The sequence below is a fragment of the Olsenella sp. An285 genome, assembly GCF_002159625.1.
Lineage (GTDB): Bacteria > Actinomycetota > Coriobacteriia > Coriobacteriales > Atopobiaceae > Thermophilibacter > Thermophilibacter avicola.
In genome coordinates this window covers 25,248-44,870 of sequence record NZ_NFIZ01000015.1, presented here as the reverse complement: position 1 = coordinate 44,870, position 19,623 = coordinate 25,248, and the positions used below count along the sequence as shown (strand labels likewise).

Sequence of the window (19,623 nt, the reverse complement as noted above, 5' to 3'; positions counted from 1 at the left end):
GGCCGGGGGAGCCCGGTCGACTTCTCATGACGTTCTGAGCGGGCCCTGCGCCCGGGAGGCGTCTGACGGGTCCTGGTTCTTCTCGGCAGTGTCTCTCCAGTAGTCGCGGGAGGCCGCCAGGGCAACACCCACGGCTCCTGCGCCTATGACCTCCTCCACGGGCGGCGTGGCGCGCAGGGTGCCGAGGTTCGTGGCCTCGAACTCGTTGGTGTCGAGCGGCTTCTGGAGCGCCCGCAGGGCGCGCCTGCTGCCGGTCTCCACGCAGGCGTAGACGAGCGGCCCCTCGCAGGCGGAGACGGAGCTCATGGCGTGCGCCAGGCGTCCCGTGAGGTCCGCGAGGTCGGCGGAGCGGGCGAGCTGGGTGACCTCACCGCCGGAGACCAGGAGAAGGGAGCGCTCGCCGGAGATGCGGACGCGCAGCGAGGACGTGGCGCGGCCGATGAGGCCGATGCGGCCGCGGTGCGCGCGGCGGCGGCCAAAGCGCGAGGTGGCCGCGGGGATGACGAGCAGGCGCACGTGGCGCGAGAGGTCCTCCGCCATGGACACGGCATCCTCGAAGGAAGCGCCGTCCGCCCAGTGGCAGGCGAGCCTGAAGAGGACCATGCCAGTTGCCGCGGAGGCCGATCCGCTGTCCACCACGCGCACGTCCGCCACGTCGGAGACGGCAGCGGCCGCCTCCCGCGCGCACAGGACCTCGGGCGAGAACGCCGCGCAGGAGTGGACGGAGACGATGTGCTCGCGGCCCTTGCGGGCGAGCCCGCGGTACGCGTCCACGAACTCCTGCGTGAGCTCGTCGGCGGAGAGCGGGGTGCCCAGCGTCTGCGCGACGGCGCCCACGAGCGTGGCCTGCGTGCGCTCTATGTAGAGCGGCGGCAGGTCACACCCGCGGTCGCACACGATGGCGAAGTCACGATCGAGCACGGGGCGCCCGTTCGACGCTAGTGCCAGTAGCGGTCGATGGTCTGCTCGCGGTCCGGGCCCACCGTGATGATGGACACGCGGACGCCAGCCAGCTGCTCGAGGAAGTCGATGTAGTCCTTGGCCTCGCGCGGGAGCTGGTAGAAGTTGCGGACGCCGGAGATGTCGCAGTTCCAGCCGGGTAGGGTCTCGTAGACCGGCTTGGCGTGATAGAAGACGCTCTGGTGCTCGGGCACGGTGTGGTATTCGATGCCGTCGCACTCGTAGGCCACGCAGACCTTGATCTCGTCCAGGCAGCCCAGGACGTCGAGCTTGGTGATGGCGAGGTCCGTGAGGCCGTTCACGCGGGCGGCGTAGTTGACCACCACAGCGTCGTACCAGCCGCAGCGGCGCTTGCGCCCGGTGGTCACGCCGTACTCGTGGCCCACCTCGCCGAGCTTGTCGCCGATCTCGTCGAAGAGCTCGGTGGGGAAGGGGCCGGAGCCCACGCGCGTGAGGTAGGCCTTGGCCACGCCGAGGACGCGGTCGATGTTGGTGGGGCCCACGCCCGAGCCGGTGACGGCGCCGCCGGCCGTGCAGTTGGAGCTGGTCACGAAGGGGTAGGTGCCGTGGTCGATGTCGAGCATCGTGGCCTGGGCGCCCTCGAAGAGCACGCTCTTGCCGCCCTCGAGCTGCTCGTTGAGGAAGAGCGAGCTCTCGACGATGTACGGGCGGATGCGGCTCGCATACGGGAGGTAGGTCTCGCAGATCTGCTCGACGGTGTAGGTGGGCAGCTCGTAGACCTTCTCGAGGATGGGGTTGGTGTAGGCCAGGGCGCTCTCGAGCTTCTCGCGGAAGATCTTCTCGTCCAGCATGTCCTGGATGCGCAGGCCGGTGCGGTTCATCTTGTCCATGTAGCAGGGACCAACGCCGCGCTTGGTGGTGCCGATGAGGTTCTTGCCGAGCTTCTTCTCGTGCGCGCCGTCGAGGTCCTTGTGGTAGGGCATGACGATGTGCGCGTTGCCGGAGATCTTGAGGCGATCGGCGGAGATGCCCTGCTCGGCAAGCATGTCGATCTCCTGGAGGAGGATCTCCGGGTCAACGATGCAGCCGTTGCCGATCACGGGGTAGGTGCCCTCGTACATGACGCCGGAGGGAACCTGGTGAAGCGCGAGCTTCTTGCCGTTGGCGATGACGGTGTGGCCGGCGTTTGCGCCGCCGGCGTAGCGGCAGACCACGTCGAAGTCGCCGGAGATGAGGTCAGTGACCTTGCCCTTGCCCTCGTCGCCCCACTGAGTACCCACGAGCACTGATGCCGACATGTAAGTCCCTCTCGTCGAGTTTCGCATACGGAGTTCATTATACGGCAAGGGTCCGAATGCCGGGGTGACCCAAATAGGGACAGGACACTTTTGGGACATCATCCGGATGATGTCCCAAAAGTGTCCTGTCCCTATTTGGGTCAAGGCCGCTAGTCGTGGAAGGTGTCCACCTCGACGAACTTGGTCGAGCCGGGGAGGAAGGTGAGCGGGATGTCCGCGAGGGCGCCGGAGCGGTTCTTGGCGATGATGAACGTGGTCTCGTTCATGTCCGGGCGGTCGTCGCGCGCGGCCTCGTCCTCGTTCATGGAGCGGTCCAGCAGGGCGACGATGTCCGCGTCCTGCTCGATGGAGCCGGACTCGCGCAGGTCGGAGAGCTGGGGGCGCTTGCCCGTGCGGTTCTCGACGGTACGGTTGAGCTGCGAGAGCGCCACCACCGGAACCTCCAGGTCCTTGGCCATGATCTTGATGCCGCGGCTCATCTCGGAGACCTCGGTGGCGCGGCTGTCCGCGCGGTGGCCGCCGGAGGGCGGGGAGATGAGCTGCAGGTAGTCGATGATCACGAGGCCGAGCTTCTTGCCACGCAGGATGCGCCGGGCCTTGGCGCGAATCTCCGTCACCGTGGTGCCGGGGGTGTCGTCGATCATGATGTCCAGCTGGGAGAGGTCGTTGGTGGCCTGGAGGATCTGCGGCCACTGCTCGTTCCTGATGCGGGCGGAGCGGATCTCCTGCAGGCCCACGCGCGCGTTGGCGGCAAGGAGACGCTGCGCGATCTCCACCTTGGACATCTCGAGGGAGAACATGGCCACGCTCGCGCCGTTGAAGGCGGCGTTGGTCATGAGGTTGAGGGCGAAGGAGGTCTTGCCCACGCCCGGGCGGGCGCCGATGACCACCATCTGTCCGGGGCGCAGGCCTAGGAGGCACTCGTCGATCCTGGGGAAGCCGGTCATGACGCCAAGGGGCCCCTCGTGGTTGGCGGCGTTCTGGCCGAGCTCCTCGTAGAGGTCCGCCATGATCTCCTCGAGCGACTGCTCGTTCTTGTGGACGTCGCGGTTGGTGACGTCCAGAAGCATGCGCTCGGCACGGTCCACGACCTCCTTGGTGTCCTCGGGGGCGTCGTAGGCGAGCGCGGTGATCTGCGCCGAGGCGCTGATCATCTTGCGCAGGGTGGTGTCTCGGTGGAGCATCTCCACGTGGCGGCGCCAGCCCACGAGCGCAAGCGAGTTGTTGCCCAGGCCCAAAAGGAAGCTGCGCCCGCCCACGCGCTCGAGCTCTCCCGTGGACTTGAGGTAGTCCGCCAGGGAGATGGTGTCGATGGGCATGTTCTTGTCGAACATCTCGCGCATGGCCACGTAGACCGTGCGGTTGGAGGGGAAGTAGAAGTCCTCCGGCTCGAGCTCGATGAGGCACTCCTGAAGGGCCTCGGAGGAGACCATCATCGCCGAGAGGACGGAGGCCTCGGCCTCGGGGTCCTGCGGCATGACAGCGTTCTCGTTGGCCGTCATCCTCGTGGGGTTCACGTCATAGCTGCTCTGTGCCACGGTATCTCCTCGCACGCGTTCCTGTGGGGCAATTATGGCACGCGCCCGCCGCCCGCGGGCTCGGCGCGGAGGGGCCGAGAAGGACGGTGAAGGCCCAAAACGTCTGGCCGGGACTTGTCAAGGGGTCATTTTTGAGGCCGTTTCCTCTTTTTGGCTTGTGTTAAGAATAGACGGCGCCTGACCGGGGATTTCTTCCTTTTCGACGTTTTCAACAAATTTATCTTCTGCGGAAACGTCGGGTTTTCAACATCAACTCGCGGTCTCTTGAGACCCCAAACACACGTGCGACACAGGGTCGAGAATCTGATACCAGTTACAAAACCGCAGGTAGATTACCTAGTTTGAATCTCTATAGAAGAAGGTGCCCCTGACGAATCAATCTCGTCAGGGGCACCTCATTACACTTCTCTGACCTGCGGTTATTGTAGAAACCCCCAGTTCAGGGACAGGTACGTTGAAAACTACTCGGCGACCTCGGTGGTCTCCTCGACCACGACCTCGGGCTCGGGCTCGGCGGCCTCCTCGACGGCGGTCTCCTCGGTCACGCCAACGAGCACGTTGACGACGGCCGTGATCTCGCGGTAGAGGTTGACCTCAACGACGTGCTTGCCGGAGGTCTTGATGTTGTTGCCGCGGCCGACGCGCTTGCGGTCGACCTCGATGCCGAGCTGGGCCTTGACGGCGTCGGCGATCTGGGCGGGGGTGACGGAGCCGAAGAGCTGGCCCTCCTCGCCGATCTTGGCGTCGACGGTCACGGACTTGCCGTCGAGAGCGGCCTTGGTGGCCTCGGCGGCGGCGATGCGCTCGGCCTCGCGCTTCTCGATGTTGTGACGACGCTCCTCGAGCTGCTTGATGTTGCCCGGGGTGGCGGGCTGGGCGATCTTGTTGGGGAACAGGTAGTTCTCCGCGAAGCCCTGGGCGACGTCTACGATGTCGCCCTCGCCGCCCTTGCCCCGAAGCTCACCCAAGAGGATGACTTTCATGGGATACTCCTTCGGTCAGCCGGCGTTCGCCGGCTCCTTGTCTTGCTCCGCGTTGCCCGTGGGTCCCGGCTGCCCGCCACGAACGAGGTGGCGGAAGTTTGCCCAGACGTCCACGAGCCCCACGATGGACACTACGATGAACTGCGCTTCCAAGTAGAGCCCCGCGACCGCGGCGAGGATGCGTCCGAGGGCGCCCACGTTCTTCTCCTCGAGAAACCAGGAGAGAACGCCCATCCCCTGTGCCAGGAGCGCGAACCTCAGGGCCATGACCAGGTTGGCCGAGACCATGAGGACGGCGTCCGGCGCGGCGGGAACGGTGAGCGCCACGGCGAGCCCCGCGACCGAGACCACGAGCGCGGCCACGGTCCAGAGGGGGAGGTCGAAGTCCGCGAGGCGCGGGCGGGAGACCTCCGGCCTGCCGGCTGCGGCGAGCCATGCCCCGAGCTGGGCCATGATGCCCTCGGCCAGTGCGGCCACGACGTAGCCGGACGGCCACATCACCTCGAGCACGGCGACCGTCGAGTCGACCTGGGCGGCTGCGGACGGGTTGATCTCCACGACCTGCTGGCGCACGTACGCCAGGATCTGGGAGACCGACTCCACGAGCGTGGTTCCGCCCATGGACGCCGCGAGGGCATCGACGCCAAGATGCGCGGCCGTGAGGGCCGCCATCACGATGCACGAGGCACCGGGCGTGAGCCTTCCCCTCACCATCGCCAGCGCCACCGCGAAGGACACGGCGCACACGATGGCACAGTCCGCAACGGCAACCGTCCCGGAGGGCGCACCAAGGGCCGCGGAGACGGCGAGCGCCGCCAGAAGACCCGGGAGCATCTCCCTCAGAAGACCGCGCGGGGCACACGAGACGAGCCCGAACGCCACGATCGCGGGAGCCACGAAGGCGAGGGAGGTGGTTGCCACGTAGCCGCCGAGCGCGCAGACGAGTACGGCGCCGAGAACGGGAAGGGCGGGGCGCCCCTCGTTCTTCTCGGCCCTGGGGCCGACGGGAACGATCTTGCTCCCGTTGATGGCGGAGCCGTTGGGCAGATCACTCATCGCGCGCACGCTCTACTCACGTGTCAGCTCGCCCTAGCCGCGGTTGCGGCCGCCGCGGCTGGAGACCACGGGGACGGTGTAGGGCAAAAGCGCCATCTCGCGGGCGCGCTTGATGGCAAGCGCGATGTCGTGCTGGTGCTGCGTGCAGGCGCCAGTGACGCGGCGCGGCTTGATCTTGCCGCGGTCGGTCATGAACTTGCGGAGAAGCTGCACATCCTTGTAGTCGATGTACTCGGTCTCCTCCTTGCAGAACTGGCAGTACTTGCGACGCGGCTGGCGCTGAAAATCCTGCTTCTGCTGAGCCATGTCTTGTTGCCTTTCTGTTGGCGGCGCGAGCGCCGCCGGTGATTAGAACGGGATGTCCTCGTCGTAGACTTCGTTCGACGGCGGGGTCTGGACGGGCGCCTGGTAGCTCGGCTGCGGGGCCGCGGCCATGGGGGCCGGGGCGGCAGCTACGGGCGCGCCGTAGGCGGGCTGCTGGTAGCCCTGCTGCGGCGCCTGGTAGGCGCCCGCGGGGGCCTGCTGGTTCCTCGAGCTGAGGAACTCGACCTCGTCCACGACGACCTCGAGCTTGCTGCGGCGCTGGCCGTCCTTCGTCTCCCAGGAGCTGTAGCGGAGCTTGCCCTCTACGGCAACCTTCGCTCCCTTAGAGAGGAAGCGGGAGAGCGGTTCGGCACGTGCGCCAAAGACCACGCAGTCGACGAAGTTGGGGTAGTCCTCCCACTCACCGGTCTGCGGGTTGCGACGACGGTCATTCACGGCAACGCCGAAGGAGAGGATCTGCGACCCGCTCGCGGTTGCCCTGAGCTCGGGGTCCCTGGTGAGGTTGCCCGAGATGTTGACCCTGTTGATGCTCACGATCTCACTCCCTCTCATCCGCGGGCGCAGGGGCCCGCACTTCCAAAGCTAGTCCTTGTCCGGGCGACGGACGACCATGTGACGCTTGACGGCGTCGTTGATGCGCAGAACTCGGTCGAGCTCGGCGATCACGGTGGGATCTGCGTGGAAGTTGATGAGGGTGTAGTCGCCCTCCGTCAGGTCGTCGACCTCAAAGGCGAGCTTGCGCTTGCCCCAGTCCTCGACCGTGTCGACGGTGCCATCGCCAAGGGCAACCTCGATGCGCTTCATAACGCCGGCGCGGGTCTCCTCGTTGCACGTGGGGTCGACAAAATACAGCAGTTCGTAGGCCTTCATGTGGTTCACCTCCTCTGGGCTAATGGCCCCGGGACATGAAGGCACGCCCGGAGCAGGAAAGGTTCGGCGAAGCATCATAGCACAGACCGCCGTCGCAGCCGCGCTCCTCCACGAAACCCCTGCAAGGAGCATACCCAAGGGAGGTTACGCGCAGCTGCGCCGGAGCTTACGCGGCTCTTCCCGACACTCTGCCTCGCGGGAGGTGAGGGGCGCCGAGACAAACAGGACGCTCGCGACAGACGAGCCCGGCCGGCGCAAGGTCTCCACACTTGACAGTTTGCTCAGGTCAAACTGTCATGCCCGGCGACGGGAGGGAGCGACGGGCCCTCGTCCTTCTCGGCCTGCGCGCCGCCCTCCTCCTGCACGGGACCAGAGGCGCTGACGGGCTCGGGCTCCGGGCAGGCCTCCCCGGTCTGCCAGGAGTTTCCCGCGGGGGAGTCCGGCGCCGGGTCGCGCGGGTCGGAGACGAAGGGCGGAAGCGGGTCCTCGTCCGCTCGCCACGCGGGAACGTTGAACTGGCGCATCCACAGCGCCACCCCCGTGTAGCCCAGCAGGAGCGTGATCACGCCCATGAAGCCGTCGAGCAGGAGAAGGACTATCAGTACCGGACCCATGGCCGCCAGAGCCTCGAACACGAAGGCGACCACGCCGGACGCAAGGGCCGCATCGCTCATGAACTGCGAGTACTCGCCGAGGTAGGCCACGTAGTAGAGGAGCGTGGGAAGGATGCTGGCGAGCGCGGAGAACGCCACGATGGAGCTCACGAGGCCCATGAGCACGCCACCCACCGCAACCATGCCAAAGACCCTCAGAAGGCCCATGGGGTCGTGCCTCACCATCTGCCAGACCGCGCTCACCCTGAGGCCGGGCACGATCCTGCGGTAGATGGTCGCGCGGAGCTCCGCCGCCATGACCACGACGCCAAAGAAGAGGCTGAGAACGGCCCACGCGGCGGCCACGATGCCGCCCACCAGCGGCAGCGCGGAGAGCAGGCCCACGACGATGCCGGCGACCACGCTCCACAGCAGAAGGACCGCGAACGCACGCGCGCCGCTGGCGATGCACTCGCCCACGCGCACGCCCCGCTGCTTGGGGGCCGCGTTCACGCCCCACGCGGTGAGGCGGGCCCACTCGAGCGCGTAGCCCATGACGCCAAACCATCCCACCAGGGGCACGAGGAGCGCCACCGTGAGGAGAAGGACGGGCTTGATCCAGCCGGCGTGCCGGGTGAGCAGGGCCCAGGAGCGCGCGAAGTAGCGGTCTCTGCGGAATCCCTCGAGTTCTTCCTCGGCGACCATGGGCGTCCTTCCTCTGGTTGTTTCGGCTCCGGGGCACCCGCTGACGGGCTGCTAACGGGTAGCGTACCCCAACGTATCTGTCGGCAGACCCTCCGCGACATGAAAAAACCGGCCCTTCCGGACCGGTCTTCTGGATCAGATGGCGGAGGAGGAGGGATTCGAACCCTCGTACCCCCGAAGGGGTAAACGGTTTTCGAGACCGCCGCATTCAACCACTCTGCCACCCCTCCGAAGGGTGACGTGGCGCCCGAAGGCGCCACGGAAAGTTCTGGCGGAGAGTCAGGGATTTGAACCCTGGAGACGCTTTAGGCGCCTACACGATTTCCAATCGTGCTCCTTCGGCCACTCGGACAACTCTCCTTGTTTGGTGCAGCGGTCAGTATAGCGTATCTCGAGCGAGTTTCAAAGCACTTTTCTAGAGGAATAGGGACTGTCCCTTTTTGCCCCAGTGCGCAACAATGAACGGACCTGCCCGCACGCACGCAAGGAGCCCCTGTGCCAGAACTCTTCACCACCTACAGCCCCGAGCTCATGGCGGTATCACTCCCCACGTGGATCGACCTCGCGTCCGTGGTCGTGGGCTCGGCGGGCGGCGTCATGGTGGCCCGGTCGCGCCATCTCGACGCGGTCGGCTTCGTCGGGCTCGCCCTTCTCTGCGGGCTGGGCGGCGGCCTCATCCGCGACGTCATGATGCAGGTGGGCAGCGTCTACATGCTCGACTCCCCGTTCGCCATCCCCGCGAGCGTGGCCACGGGACTCGTGGCCTTCCTCTTCCCGCAGCCGCTCGACCGCGCGGGAAACCTCCTGGAGTGGCTGGACATCACGGCCGTGGCGCTCTTCGCGCTCGTGGGCACCGACAAGGCGCTCGTGCACGGCTTTCTCCCCGCGTCCTGCATGCTCATGGGCATCATGACCGGCGTGGGCGGCGGCATGCTGCGCGACGTCTTTCTCGGGGAGGTGCCGCGAATCTTCCAGAAGTCGAACCTGTACGCCCTGTGCGCGTTCGCCGGAAGCGCGGCGTACTGGTGCGCCGTGGTGCTGGGCTCCATGAACAAGTTCTGGGGCGCGCTGCTGTGCATCGTCGTGACCATGGGGCTCAGGCGCTGGTCCCTGCGCTACAACGTGCAGACCCCGGCAGACGTCGACCTCGGCCCGCGCGTGGCCGCCCCCATGCGTCGCGTGGGCCGCTACGTGCGCGTGACTCGCTGGCGCACGAGCAAGTACGAGAAGGACCGCCCCGTCCACAACGTCACGCCGCCGAGGAAGTAGCCGTTGCCAGCCCCCCTGTCAGAACCCCGTCCCCCTTCGTCACCAGCCGCGGCAATCACGCAAACGCCAGGTAATTCCCCTTGCGCGGCCTCCCGGACTTTCGCGGGCTGGCCAGATAGGCGTTGACCGACTGGACGGAGACGAGGTTTCTTCCCTCAAAGCGCCTCGAGGTCAGGCGGCCGGAGGACACGAGGGCGGACACTCTCGAGGGAGAGACCCCAAGGAGATCCGCCGCCTCGCGCTGCGTCATGAAGTGGGTCCTCTCCGCATCCTCGAGACTCACTTCCACAGATACCGAGACGCACTCCACCACATGTTCCTGAGAGGGGAGCTCGTCACCCTTCTCCACGCGCTCGGCAAGTATGAGCCTGAGAAGGTCGGACGCCTCGTCGAGCGCCTCCTCACGAGTCTTTCCAAACGTCACGAAATCCCCGAGCTGAGGGAACCTGACCGTCCATCCGTCAGCGTCCCTCTCGAGAACTGCCTCGTAGCAGCGTCGCATGCTACCTCCATCCTGCCTGACGGCGAACGCTCGCCCAGGTCCCCGGCCTCAGATGCGCTCCCAGTTTTCCGGGGACAATTACCACGTGGGTGCCGTCGGTGAGCTTTCTATGGTCGCCCGCACACCCCACGAGGACATATCCCTCCCTGAGCAGCCTTGCAATGACCTCGCGTGCGGTCGGAGGTTCCAAGTCTTCCTCCTAACTATACATCAGTTTATATTTAAAACTATGAACTGATTTCTGTTTATGTTGGAGGAATCGTATCAGGGGAAGTGTGCCGGGAACCTTCCCGACTGAAGACGCGACTCATGCGTCTCTCGAGCCCAAAGATATTCGGAGTCGGCCGCCTGCCAGGTCCGGCAATCGAGACGGAAACGAATGGTGGCTACGCATCATTGGCCGGGGCCTTCAGAGGCAACACCATCTCCAGAACCTGACAAACCACCCTGTCCCCTTTGCCATAAAGAGCGGCCGAGAAGAACGTTCTTCTCGGCCGCTCTTATGACGTGACAGTTAGACATGAGCAAACTGTCAAGTTGTCCGCTATTTCTTGACCTTGCCGGTGCGGACGGCCCACTTGCGGCGCTCGATCTCGTTGAGGATGCGCTTGCGCATGCGTACGCTCTGCGGCGTGACCTCGACGAGCTCGTCATCCATGATGTACTCGAGCGCCTCCTCCAGGGTGAAGGTGCGCGGCGGCGTAAGCTGCACGGCGATGTCGGCGGTGGAGGAGCGCTGGTTGCCCAGGCTCTTGGTGCGCGCGATGTTGACCACCATGTCGCCCGGCTTGGAGCGCTCGCCCACGAGCATGCCCTCGTAGCACTCGTCGCCAGGCCCCACGAAGAGCGCGCCGCGCTCCTGGAGCGTGCCGAGCGCGTAGGCCACGGCCTTCTCGGTGCTCATGGAGATCATGGCGCCGTTCTGGCGCACGCCGATCTCGCCCGCGTAGGGGCCGTACTCGAGGAACGTGTGATAGAAGACGGCCTCGCCGTGGGTGACGTTCAAGATGCGGTTCTTGAGGCCCATGATGCCGCGCGTGGGGATCTTGAACTCGAGGTGGGTCTGCGTGGTGCCCGCGTCCATGCTGATCATGGTGCCGCCGGCGTTGCCAAAGACCTCGATGACCTTGCCGGAGTACTCGCCGGGGCACTCCACCACGGCCTGCTCCACGGGCTCGGTCATGTTGCCGTTGGCGTCCTTCTTGAAGAGCACGCGCGGGCGGCCCACCTGGAACTCGAAGCCCTCGCGGCGCATGGTCTCCATGAGGACGGAGAGGTGCAGGATGCCACGGCCGGCGACCTCGATGCCGGTCTTGTCGGGCAGCTCCTCGATGCGCATGGTCACGTTGTTCTCGCGCTCCTGCATGAGGCGCTCCTTGAGCTGCCTGCCACCTACGATGTCGCCCTCGCGGCCGACGAGCGGGGAGGTCGAGGGCTCAAAGATGACGGAGAGCGTGGGAGGGTCGATCTCGATGGGCTCCAGCTCCACGGGGTTCTCGGGGTCGGTGTAGACGTCGCCGATGTCGGTGGAGTCAATGCCCACCACGGCGGCGATGTCTCCGGCCTGCGCCTCCTTGCACTCCTTGCGGCCCAGGTAGTCGAAGGTGAAGAGCTGCTTGACCTGGCTCATGGCGCGCGAGCCGTCGTTCTTCACCACGAGGATCTTGTCGCCGGAGTGGATGGTTCCGGAGTAGATGCGGCCGATGCCGATGCGGCCCACGTACTCGGAGTGGTCGATGGTGACGCACTGCATGGCGAGCGGGCCCTCGAGGTCCACGTCGGGCGCGGGGAGCTCGTCCACGATCATGTCGAGCATGGGGAACATGTCCTGGTTGCCGTCCTCGGGGTCGAGTCGGGCGAAGCCGTTGACGGCGGAGGCGTAGACCACGTGCTCCATGGCAAACTCGAGCTGGTCGTCGGAGGCGCCGAGGTCGGCCATGAGGTCGAGCGAGGTGTTGACGGCTTTCTCGGGGTCGGCCGCGGGCTTGTCGATCTTGTTCACCACGATCATCACGGCAAGGCCGGCGTCGATGGCGTGGCGAAGGACAAAGCGCGTCTGGGGCATGGGGCCCTCGGCGGCGTCCACGAGCAGGAGGGCGCCGTCGGCCATGCGCAGCACGCGCTCGACCTCGCCGCCAAAGTCGGCGTGGCCCGGGGTGTCGATGACGTTGATCTTCACGCCCTTGTACTCGATGGAGATGTTCTTGGCCAGGATGGTGATGCCTCGCTCGCGCTCCTGGTCGTTGGAGTCGAGCACGCGCTCCTGGACCTGCTGGTTCTCGCGGAACGCGTCCGTCGCCTTGAGCATCTGGTCCACGAGCGTGGTCTTGCCGTGGTCGACGTGGGCGATGATGGCGATGTTTCTGATGTTCTCCTGGCGCATAGGTCCCTCTCGCTCTCGTTGTGCCGAACTATTCGGCAACCGGTGCATTATACAGCGCAGACGGACAAAAGCGGGGCCTATCCCCAGCTCACGGAGGTCATCTCACGTCTTCTACAAGCCTTGGCGAGAAGAAGCCTACAGCAGGGGCTCCATCTCGCCCGCGGGGGCGGGGTCGCTCCACGTGAAACCATCGCCCGTCCCGCGGCCCTCGAAGAGGGAGTAGGCGGAGTACGTGCGGTAGCCGCGCTCGCCAAACTCCAGGAGCACCGCGTCGGCGTACGTGCCGTCCTCGTCCTCCACGGCGCCCTCGTAGGCGATGGCGTAGCGAACGGCGCCCTCGCTGGCCCGCACGCGCTCGCGCGCGCCGTCGAGGCAGGCCTCGGGGCCGTCGTCCTCGAACTCGTAGCTCTGGACGGCGCCGGAGGCGTCCTGCACGGCCAGGAGGACCTCGAAGGGCTCGCCCGAGGCAAGGAGGTCGAAGGCGGCGCCCATGAGCTCGCTCGCCAGCTCGTCGGTCTCCGGCGAGACCCCGTCGCGCCGCTCGTTCTTATCGGTCATATCATCCCCCTCGCATAGCCTGTCTGCTGCGATGATACCGCAGCCGGGGGAGCGAGCGCGGGGTACCGCGGCGACCCCCTCGACGCCCATGGGAGGGTGTGCACACTGCGCACACCAGGTATGTACGATCCGCCTCGAGGTCCTTCTCGTGAAACCGCAGATCAGACACATAGGCGAGAAGGACGGGCGGCTCGGGATGTGCACATACCCTACGGGCTGGGTGTGCATACCCTTTCACGCGGGGCGCATAACATGACAAAGGGACTGTCCCCCTGTCAAGAAAAGGCCGGGACCATGGAGGCCCCGGCCAAAAAGTGCGTGGTGGAGACGATGGGGCTCGAACCCACGGCCTCAGGCTTGCAAAGCCCGCGCTCTCCCAGCTGAGCTACGTCCCCTTCTGGGCTGACGCAGTGCGTCGGAATATAATAATCGCCCCAGCGGCGACTCGGCTAACGCTGGGGCGACTATTGTCAGGAAGTGGTGGGCCTGACAAGGTTCGAACTTGTGACCTCCCGGTTATCAGCCGGACGCTCTGACCAACTGAGCTACAGGCCCAACGCAAGGAGATATACTACACACCTATCCAGGGTTGGTCAACAACTTTTTTGCAGTTTCTTTCCAATCGCTCCCAATATCTCTCATCGGAGTTCTCATATGCCTGGAATTGGGTAGGATATGCGAGCAAGAGAAGGGAGTTCGTTTGTCGCTTCGCAAGATGGACATCAAGAGCGTCGTTGTCGGAGGGGGTCCCCTCACCTCGCTCGTGGTTCTTCGCACCCACGAGGAGCACGTGCATGACACCCCGCGCGAGCTGCCGATTCGCATAGGCAGCGTAGAGGCCACGGCCATCACCATGGGCGTGAGCCCGCGCCAGGGCGGCCGGCCCATGACGCACGACCTGCTCGCCTCCGCCATCGACTCCCTCGGCGGGCACTGCGCCGCGGTGCGCATCACCTCCGTCCAGGGCACGACCTTCTTCGCGCAGATCGACCTCGTGCGCATGGACGGCGAGCACGTCTACCTTGACGCTCGCCCCTCGGATGCCCTGGCCCTCGCCGTGCGCGAGGGAATCCCCGTCTTCGCCGACGAGTCCGTGCTCTCCACGGCCGCCCTCCCGGACTTCCGCTCCGTCGAGAAGGACGAGGAGAACCGCGAGATGGCGAAGTTCCACGATTTCGTGGAGAGCCTCTCGCCCGAGGACTTCAACGTCGCGCCCGGCGAGAAGGACGAGGAGTAGCGCCAGCCGCTTTGGTGGGCGGTTCTGGGAGTTCCCGGACGCTCTTCCGGCTGAAATCGTCCGCCCGCGCCCAAGACAGCCGCTTCTAGCGCGGGTCTTGGGCGCGGGCGGACATTGTGTTGCGAGGTTTCGTCCGGAAACCTCCAAAACGGAACTTGACAGTTGGCCCCGAGCAATCTGTCAACTTGACAGTTGGCCCTGAGCAATCTGTCAACAAGGATGCGGCCCGCGAGCACGTCGCTCGCGGGCCGCACTGTCGGGCAGCTACTCCTCGTCGTCGAGGAGGGTGTCGTCGAGCTCCTCCTCGCCGCCGATGTCAACGGACTCCGGCTCGTCCGCGTCGCGCGCACCGGCCGCCGCGAGGTCGAGGACGCCCTGGTTCTCGTCCTTGGGCGCGGTCTTCTTCTTGCCGGCCACCATGCGGGCCACGGCGCTCACGCGGTCGCCGTCCGCGAGGTTCATGACCTTCACGCCCTGCGTGGAGCGCCCGAGCTTGGAGATGTCGCGCACCTTCACGCGGATGATCACGCCCTCCTCGGACACGATCATGAGCTCGTGCTGCGGGCCCACCACGCGGCACGCCGCGAGGTTGCCCTTCTTCGTCGTCATGGCGATGGTGTAGACGCCCTGGCCGCCGCGCTTGTGCTCGGGGTACTCGGAGACGGGCGTGCGCTTGCCGAAGCCCTTCTCGGTGATGACGAAGAGGTCGCCGTTGCCGTTGGTGATCTCCATGCCCAGCATCTTGGCGTCGCCCTTGAGCGTGATGCCGCGCACGCCGGAGGTGTCGCGACCCATGGGGCGCACGTCGCTCTCGGGGAAGAGGATGGCCTTGCCGTCCGTGGAGACCAGCACGACCTTGTCGCCCTGGCGCACGCGGCGCACGTTGACGAGCTCGTCGCCGTCCTTGAGGTTGATGGCGATGATGCCATCGCGGCGCGTGCGGTCGTAGGCGCTCATGGCGGTCTTCTTGACCACGCCGTTCTTGGTGGCGAACATCAGGTACTCGTCCTCGGGGAACGAGCGGCAGGTGATGACGGCCATGGCGTGCTCGCCCTCGGCGAAGGGCACGAGGTTCACCATGGCGGTGCCGCGGGCGGTGCGCTGGGCGATGGGCAGCTCGTGCACCTTGAGGCGGTAGACCTTGCCCTTGTTGGAGAAGAACAGCACGTAGTCGTGGGTGGATGCCACGAAGAGGTCCTCGACGAAGTCCTCGTCCTTGAGGTTCACGCCCTGGACGCCCTTGCCGCCGCGCTTCTGGGAGCGGTAGGTGGCCACCGGCGTGCGCTTGACGTAGCCGGCGTGCGTCACGGTGACGACCATGTCCTCGTCGGCGATGAGGTCCTCGACGTTGAGCTCCTTGGTGCCCTCGGCCGAGATCTCCGTGCGGCGCTTGTCGGAGAACTTGCGGCCAACCTCGCGCATCTCGTCCTTGATGACCGCGAGGATCTTGTCCGGGTTGGCGAGAAGGTCCTCGTAGTAGGCGATCGCGCGGCGAAGGCCGGCGAGCTCCTCCTCGATCTGGTCGCGCGAGAGGCCGGTGAGGCGGCGCAGGCGCATCTCGAGGATGGCCGTGGTCTGCTCGGGCGTGAAGCCAAAGCGCTCGATGAGGCGCTGGCTGGCCTCGGTGTCCGTGCGCGAGGAGCGGATGATGTGGATGACCTCGTCGATGTGGTCGAGGGCCATGAGGTAGCCCTCGAGGATGTGGGCGCGGGCCTGCGCCTTCTTGAGGTCGAAGCGCGTGCGCCTGGTGACCACGTCGACCTGGTGGTCGATATAGTGCTGGAGCATCTCGCGCAGGGAGAGGCACTTGGGCACGCCGTCCACCAGGGCGAGGTTGATCACGCCAAAGGTGGTCTGGAGCTGCGTGTACTTGTAGAGGTTGTTGAGGACGACCTGCGGGATGACGTCCTTCTTGAGCTCGATGACGAGGCGGATGCCCTTCTGGTTGGACTCGTCGCGCATGTCAGAGATGCCCTCGATGCGCTTCTCGTTGACGAGCTGGGCGATCTTCTCCTGAAGGGTGCCCTTGTTCACCTGGTAGGGGATCTCGGTGAAGACGAGGCGGTTGCGCCCGGTCTTGGTGGACTCCACGTGAGCCTTGGCGCGCGCGGTGATCGAGCCGCGGCCGGTCTCGTAGGCCTCGCGGATGCCGTCGGTGCCCATGATGACGGCGCCGGTGGGGAAGTCCGGGCCGGGCATGACGGTCATGAGGTCGTCGACCGTGGCGTCGGGGTTGTCGATGAGCATGCACGTGGCCTCGACGGCCTCGCCCAGGTTGTGCGGCGGGATGTTGGTGGCCATGCCCACGGCGATGCCCGAGGAGCCGTTCACCAGCAGGTTGGGGAAGCGCGCGGGCAGGACCTGCGGCTCCTGGAGGGACTCGTCGTAGTTGGGCTGCCAGTCAACGGTATCCTTCTGGAGGTCGCGCAGGAGCTCCATGGCGGGCTTGGCCAGGCGGCTCTCGGTGTAACGCATGGCCGCCGCGGAGTCGCCGTCGATGTTGCCGAAGTTGCCGTGGCCGTCGATCAGCGGCGTCCTCATGGAGAACCACTGGGCGAGACGAACCATCGTGTCGTAGACGGCGGAGTCACCGTGCGGGTGGTACTTGCCGATGACCTCGCCGACCGTCCAGGCCGACTTCTTGTGCGGGCGGTTGGGGAAGATGCCCGACTCGTTCATGGCGTAGAGGATGCGGCGGTGCACCGGCTTCAGGCCGTCGCGCACGTCCGGCAGGGCGCGCGCCGTGATGACGGACATCGAGTACTCGATGAAGCTCTGGCGCATCTCGTGGCCGAACTCGGAGATCTGCAGGGCGCCGCCGTGCTCGTCGGTCTCGCCGGCGTCCTCGCCGCGGCCCGCCTGGCCGAACTCCTCCTCGAGCTCCTCGTCGTCATCGTCCTCGGCGTCGTCCGACTCCTCGTCGGGGTCGTAGACGTCCTCGCCCTCGTCGGAGGCCTGCGCGCGGTCGAGCAGGCGCCTCAGGTCCTCGGGCAGGTCGCCGGGGGTCTCGGGCGTGTTGTTCATATCGTCTGCCACGTTCTTCTCCTAATGGATCGTGGTGAAACCTGTCGTTCTTCTCGGCTGTTCAAACCGAATCCGCCACAACCAGAGAAGACTCTGGTCTGGGCCTGGGTTTTCCTGGTGCCGGAGATTGCCGTGAAAGAGGCGGCCGCACGCCTAACGTGCGGCGGCCGCCGATTGAGCGGCAAGATTCGGTGCCAGGGAAAGCCAGGCTAGGCGTCGAGGAACCTCGCGTCGTGCGCGTGACGCTCGATGTAGTCCCTGCGGTACTCGACCTGGCTGCCCATGAGCTCGCGGACGGCGCGGTCGGCGGAGGCGGCGTCCTCGATGGTCACGCGCTGCAGGATGCGGGTGCGCGGGTCCATCGTGGTGGAGGCAAGCTGCTTGGGGTCCATCTCGCCGAGGCCCTTGTAGCGCTGGACGGTGTAGGGGCGCTTGTGACGCTTGGCCTTGCCGTTCGTGCCCTCCTCGGCGCCGTCATCGTCCTCCTCATAGGAGAAGCCGAGCTCGCGGACCGTGCGCTTGAGGATCTCCTCCTCCGGCTCGCGACCGTTGGGGTAGACGTAGTGGATCTTCTTGCGCACCTTGATGCCAAAGATCGGCGGGCAGGCCACGTAGACGTAGCCGGCGTCGATGAGGGGCCTCATGTACTTGTAGAAGAAGGTGAGGAGCAGGATGCGGATGTGCGCGCCGTCGACGTCGGCGTCCGTCATGATGATGATCTTGTGGTAGCGGGCCTTGGAGAGGTCGAAGTCGCCGCCCGTGCCGCCGGCCCCGGTCACGCCCGTGCCGATGGCGGTGATGAGCGACTGGATGGTGTCGGAGGAGAAGGCGCGATGGTCTCCCACGCGCTCGACGTTCAAGATCTTGCCGCGCAGGGGAAGGATGGCCTGGATGTCACGCCTGCGGCCGTCCTTGGCCGAGCCGCCTGCCGAGTCGCCCTCCACGATGAAGAGCTCGGTGACCTCGGCGTCGCGGACGGAGCAGTCCGCGAGCTTGCCGGGCAGGTGCGCCGTCTCGAGCAGGCTCTTGCGGCGCGTGGCCTCGCGCGCCTTGCGGGCGGCGGTGCGCGCCTTGGAGGCCTGCATGGCCTTGTTGACGATGGTGCGGCCCTGCTTGGGGTGCTCCTCGAGGTACTCGGCCAGGCCGTCGGAGACGATCTTCATCACGAGCGGGCGCATGAAGGAGCTGCCGAGCTTGGCCTTGGTCTGGCCCTCGAACTGGGGGTCACCCAGCTTGACGGAGATGACGGCGGCCAGGCCCTCGCGGATGTCGTCACCCGTGAGATTGGAGTCCTTCTCCTTGAGGATGTTCTGCTTGCGCGCGTAGTCGTTGATGACGCGGGTGAGCGCCGTGCGGAAGCCCTCGAGGTGCATGCCTCCCTCGGGGGTGTAGATGTTGTTGGCGAAGCTCATGACGGTCTCGGAGTAGGAGGTGTTCCACTGGATGGCCACCTCGACCTCGCCCATCTTCTCGGGGTCGGCGTCGTCGGACTTGCCGGCGAGGTAGATGGGCTTCTTGAGGCCGTCGGCCACCTCCTTACCCTCGTTCAGGAACTTCACGAAGTCCACGATGCCGCCGGCGTAGCAGAACTCCTCCACGCGCGGGGTGAGCTCGCGCTCGTCCGTGAGGGTGATCTTGAGGTTGCGGTTGAGGAACGCCATCTCCTGCAGGCGGTCGTGCAGGGTGTCGTAGTCGTAGACCGTGGTCTCGAAGATCTCGTCGTCCGGCCAGAACGTCGTGGTGGTGCCCGTGGCCTTGGAGGTGCCGATCTTCTGCATCTTCTTCACGGTCTTGCCGCGCGCGAACTCCATCTCGTAGATGCCGCCGTCGCGCTTGACCTGGACCACGAGGCGCTTGGAGAGGGCGTTCACCACCGAGACGCCAACGCCGTGCAGGCCGCCGGACACCTTGTAGGCGTTGTTGTCGAACTTTCCGCCGGCGTGGAGGATGGTGAGGACGACCTCGAGCGTGGGGATCTTCTTCACGGGGTGCTTGGCCACGGGGATGCCGCGGCCGTTGTCAACCACGGTGATGGAGTTGTCAGCGTGGATGGTCACCGAGATCTTGGTGCAGAAGCCCGCGAGCGCCTCGTCCACGGAGTTGTCCACGACCTCGTAGACGAGGTGGTGGAGTCCGCTCGCGCTCGTGGAGCCGATGTACATGCCCGGGCGCTTGCGCACCGCCTCAAGGCCCTCGAGGATCTTGATCTCGCCGGCGTCGTATGTGTTCTGATTCTTTGCTGCCACGCGCACATCCTCTCCCGCAGGGCCCGCGGCGCGCGGGACCCTCTCACAGGTGTCTGTTTGTATGAACCTGGCCATACAAATGGCCATGTAATCGAATGATAACGCTTCAACGGCCC

General features: G+C 65.9%; 17 protein-coding genes and 4 tRNA genes. 2 read left to right on the top strand and 19 right to left on the bottom strand.

What is annotated here, in order from left to right; all coding sequences use genetic code 11:
• Window positions 1-24 precede the first annotated feature (24 nt).
• The 11 genes from B5F79_RS09485 to B5F79_RS09435 all read right to left on the bottom strand — a co-directional run bounded on the left by B5F79_RS09485 (window position 25) and on the right by B5F79_RS09435 (window position 8,648).
• Window positions 25-921, bottom strand: coding sequence for a DegV family protein (locus tag B5F79_RS09485; RefSeq protein WP_158094876.1), 897 nt, complete (start codon window positions 919-921; stop codon window positions 25-27).
• Between the two features lie 17 nt (window positions 922-938).
• On the bottom strand, window positions 939-2,219 hold the full coding sequence (locus tag B5F79_RS09480; RefSeq protein WP_087220763.1) for an adenylosuccinate synthase: 1,281 nt from the start codon (window positions 2,217-2,219) through the stop codon (window positions 939-941).
• A 149-nt stretch (window positions 2,220-2,368) separates the two neighbouring features.
• The gene (dnaB, locus tag B5F79_RS09475; protein ID WP_241147304.1) at window positions 2,369-3,757 is read right to left on the bottom strand and encodes a replicative DNA helicase; all 1,389 of its coding nucleotides are present in this window, start codon (window positions 3,755-3,757) and stop codon (window positions 2,369-2,371) included.
• 461 nt (window positions 3,758-4,218) lie between these two features.
• Window positions 4,219-4,740, bottom strand: a complete 522-nt coding sequence (gene rplI, locus B5F79_RS09470) for a 50S ribosomal protein L9 (protein WP_087220760.1) — start codon at window positions 4,738-4,740, stop codon at window positions 4,219-4,221.
• Window positions 4,741-4,755: 15 nt separating this feature from the next.
• Complete coding sequence (locus tag B5F79_RS09465; protein WP_087220757.1) at window positions 4,756-5,796, bottom strand: DUF2232 domain-containing protein; 1,041 nt, start codon at window positions 5,794-5,796, stop codon at window positions 4,756-4,758.
• A gap of 33 nt (window positions 5,797-5,829) precedes the next feature.
• A complete protein-coding gene (rpsR, locus tag B5F79_RS09460) occupies window positions 5,830-6,102 on the bottom strand; it encodes a 30S ribosomal protein S18 (protein WP_087220754.1) in 273 nt (90 codons plus the stop codon).
• A 42-nt stretch (window positions 6,103-6,144) separates the two neighbouring features.
• Window positions 6,145-6,654, bottom strand: coding sequence for a single-stranded DNA-binding protein (locus tag B5F79_RS09455; protein ID WP_087220751.1), 510 nt, complete (start codon window positions 6,652-6,654; stop codon window positions 6,145-6,147).
• Window positions 6,655-6,702: 48 nt separating this feature from the next.
• Window positions 6,703-6,990, bottom strand: coding sequence for a 30S ribosomal protein S6 (gene rpsF / locus B5F79_RS09450; RefSeq protein WP_087220748.1), 288 nt, complete (start codon window positions 6,988-6,990; stop codon window positions 6,703-6,705).
• 281 nt (window positions 6,991-7,271) lie between these two features.
• On the bottom strand, window positions 7,272-8,288 hold the full coding sequence (locus B5F79_RS09445) for a DUF4013 domain-containing protein (protein ID WP_087220745.1): 1,017 nt from the start codon (window positions 8,286-8,288) through the stop codon (window positions 7,272-7,274).
• A 140-nt stretch (window positions 8,289-8,428) separates the two neighbouring features.
• Window positions 8,429-8,518: transfer RNA gene (locus B5F79_RS09440), tRNA-Ser, on the bottom strand.
• A gap of 39 nt (window positions 8,519-8,557) precedes the next feature.
• Window positions 8,558-8,648: transfer RNA gene (locus B5F79_RS09435), tRNA-Ser, on the bottom strand.
• A 135-nt stretch (window positions 8,649-8,783) separates the two neighbouring features.
• Here B5F79_RS09435 and B5F79_RS09430 point away from each other — a divergent pair.
• Window positions 8,784-9,557, top strand: a complete 774-nt coding sequence (locus B5F79_RS09430) for a trimeric intracellular cation channel family protein (protein WP_087220742.1) — start codon at window positions 8,784-8,786, stop codon at window positions 9,555-9,557.
• Window positions 9,558-9,612: 55 nt separating this feature from the next.
• On the opposite strand, the gene B5F79_RS09425 is transcribed toward B5F79_RS09430, so the two are convergent.
• From B5F79_RS09425 to B5F79_RS09400, 6 genes are all read right to left on the bottom strand, one after another.
• On the bottom strand, window positions 9,613-10,059 hold the full coding sequence (locus tag B5F79_RS09425) for a type II toxin-antitoxin system HicB family antitoxin (protein ID WP_087220739.1): 447 nt from the start codon (window positions 10,057-10,059) through the stop codon (window positions 9,613-9,615).
• 1 nt (window position 10,060) lies between these two features.
• Window positions 10,061-10,249, bottom strand: coding sequence for a type II toxin-antitoxin system HicA family toxin (locus B5F79_RS11340; RefSeq protein WP_087220736.1), 189 nt, complete (start codon window positions 10,247-10,249; stop codon window positions 10,061-10,063).
• A gap of 354 nt (window positions 10,250-10,603) precedes the next feature.
• Entirely contained in the window at window positions 10,604-12,442 is a 1,839-nt protein-coding gene (typA, locus tag B5F79_RS09415; RefSeq protein WP_087220733.1) for a translational GTPase TypA, read from the bottom strand.
• A gap of 135 nt (window positions 12,443-12,577) precedes the next feature.
• Window positions 12,578-13,000, bottom strand: coding sequence for a hypothetical protein (locus tag B5F79_RS09410; protein ID WP_087220730.1), 423 nt, complete (start codon window positions 12,998-13,000; stop codon window positions 12,578-12,580).
• A 319-nt stretch (window positions 13,001-13,319) separates the two neighbouring features.
• Window positions 13,320-13,395 (bottom strand) — tRNA-Ala (locus tag B5F79_RS09405).
• Window positions 13,396-13,478: 83 nt separating this feature from the next.
• Window positions 13,479-13,555 (bottom strand) — tRNA-Ile (locus B5F79_RS09400).
• Between the two features lie 145 nt (window positions 13,556-13,700).
• Here B5F79_RS09400 and B5F79_RS09395 point away from each other — a divergent pair.
• Window positions 13,701-14,237, top strand: a complete 537-nt coding sequence (locus tag B5F79_RS09395; RefSeq protein WP_241147303.1) for a bifunctional nuclease family protein — start codon at window positions 13,701-13,703, stop codon at window positions 14,235-14,237.
• Window positions 14,238-14,501: 264 nt separating this feature from the next.
• On the opposite strand, the gene gyrA is transcribed toward B5F79_RS09395, so the two are convergent.
• Window positions 14,502-17,261 (bottom strand): DNA gyrase subunit A, encoded by a 2,760-nt coding sequence (gyrA, locus tag B5F79_RS09390; protein ID WP_087220728.1) that lies wholly within the window; start codon window positions 17,259-17,261, stop codon window positions 14,502-14,504.
• A gap of 209 nt (window positions 17,262-17,470) precedes the next feature.
• Window positions 17,471-19,507, bottom strand: coding sequence for a DNA topoisomerase (ATP-hydrolyzing) subunit B (gene gyrB / locus B5F79_RS09385; RefSeq protein ID WP_241147302.1), 2,037 nt, complete (start codon window positions 19,505-19,507; stop codon window positions 17,471-17,473).
• Window positions 19,508-19,623 lie beyond the last annotated feature (116 nt).

What these genes read in the sequence shown, in the direction of transcription:
- B5F79_RS09480 (WP_087220763.1), bottom strand. Translation starts at nt 2,219, where the DNA reads ATGTCGGCATCAGTGCTCGTGGGTACTCAGTGGGGCGACGAGGGCAAG.
- rplI (WP_087220760.1), bottom strand. Translation starts at nt 4,740, where the DNA reads ATGAAAGTCATCCTCTTGGGTGAGCTTCGGGGCAAGGGCGGCGAGGGC.
- B5F79_RS09465 (WP_087220757.1), bottom strand. Translation starts at nt 5,796, where the DNA reads ATGAGTGATCTGCCCAACGGCTCCGCCATCAACGGGAGCAAGATCGTT.
- rpsR (WP_087220754.1), bottom strand. Translation starts at nt 6,102, where the DNA reads ATGGCTCAGCAGAAGCAGGATTTTCAGCGCCAGCCGCGTCGCAAGTAC.
- rpsF (WP_087220748.1), bottom strand. Translation starts at nt 6,990, where the DNA reads ATGAAGGCCTACGAACTGCTGTATTTTGTCGACCCCACGTGCAACGAG.
- B5F79_RS09445 (WP_087220745.1), bottom strand. Translation starts at nt 8,288, where the DNA reads ATGGTCGCCGAGGAAGAACTCGAGGGATTCCGCAGAGACCGCTACTTC.
- B5F79_RS09425 (WP_087220739.1), bottom strand. Translation starts at nt 10,059, where the DNA reads ATGCGACGCTGCTACGAGGCAGTTCTCGAGAGGGACGCTGACGGATGG.
- typA (WP_087220733.1), bottom strand. Translation starts at nt 12,442, where the DNA reads ATGCGCCAGGAGAACATCAGAAACATCGCCATCATCGCCCACGTCGAC.
- B5F79_RS09410 (WP_087220730.1), bottom strand. Translation starts at nt 13,000, where the DNA reads ATGACCGATAAGAACGAGCGGCGCGACGGGGTCTCGCCGGAGACCGAC.
- gyrA (WP_087220728.1), bottom strand. Translation starts at nt 17,261, where the DNA reads ATGAACAACACGCCCGAGACCCCCGGCGACCTGCCCGAGGACCTGAGG.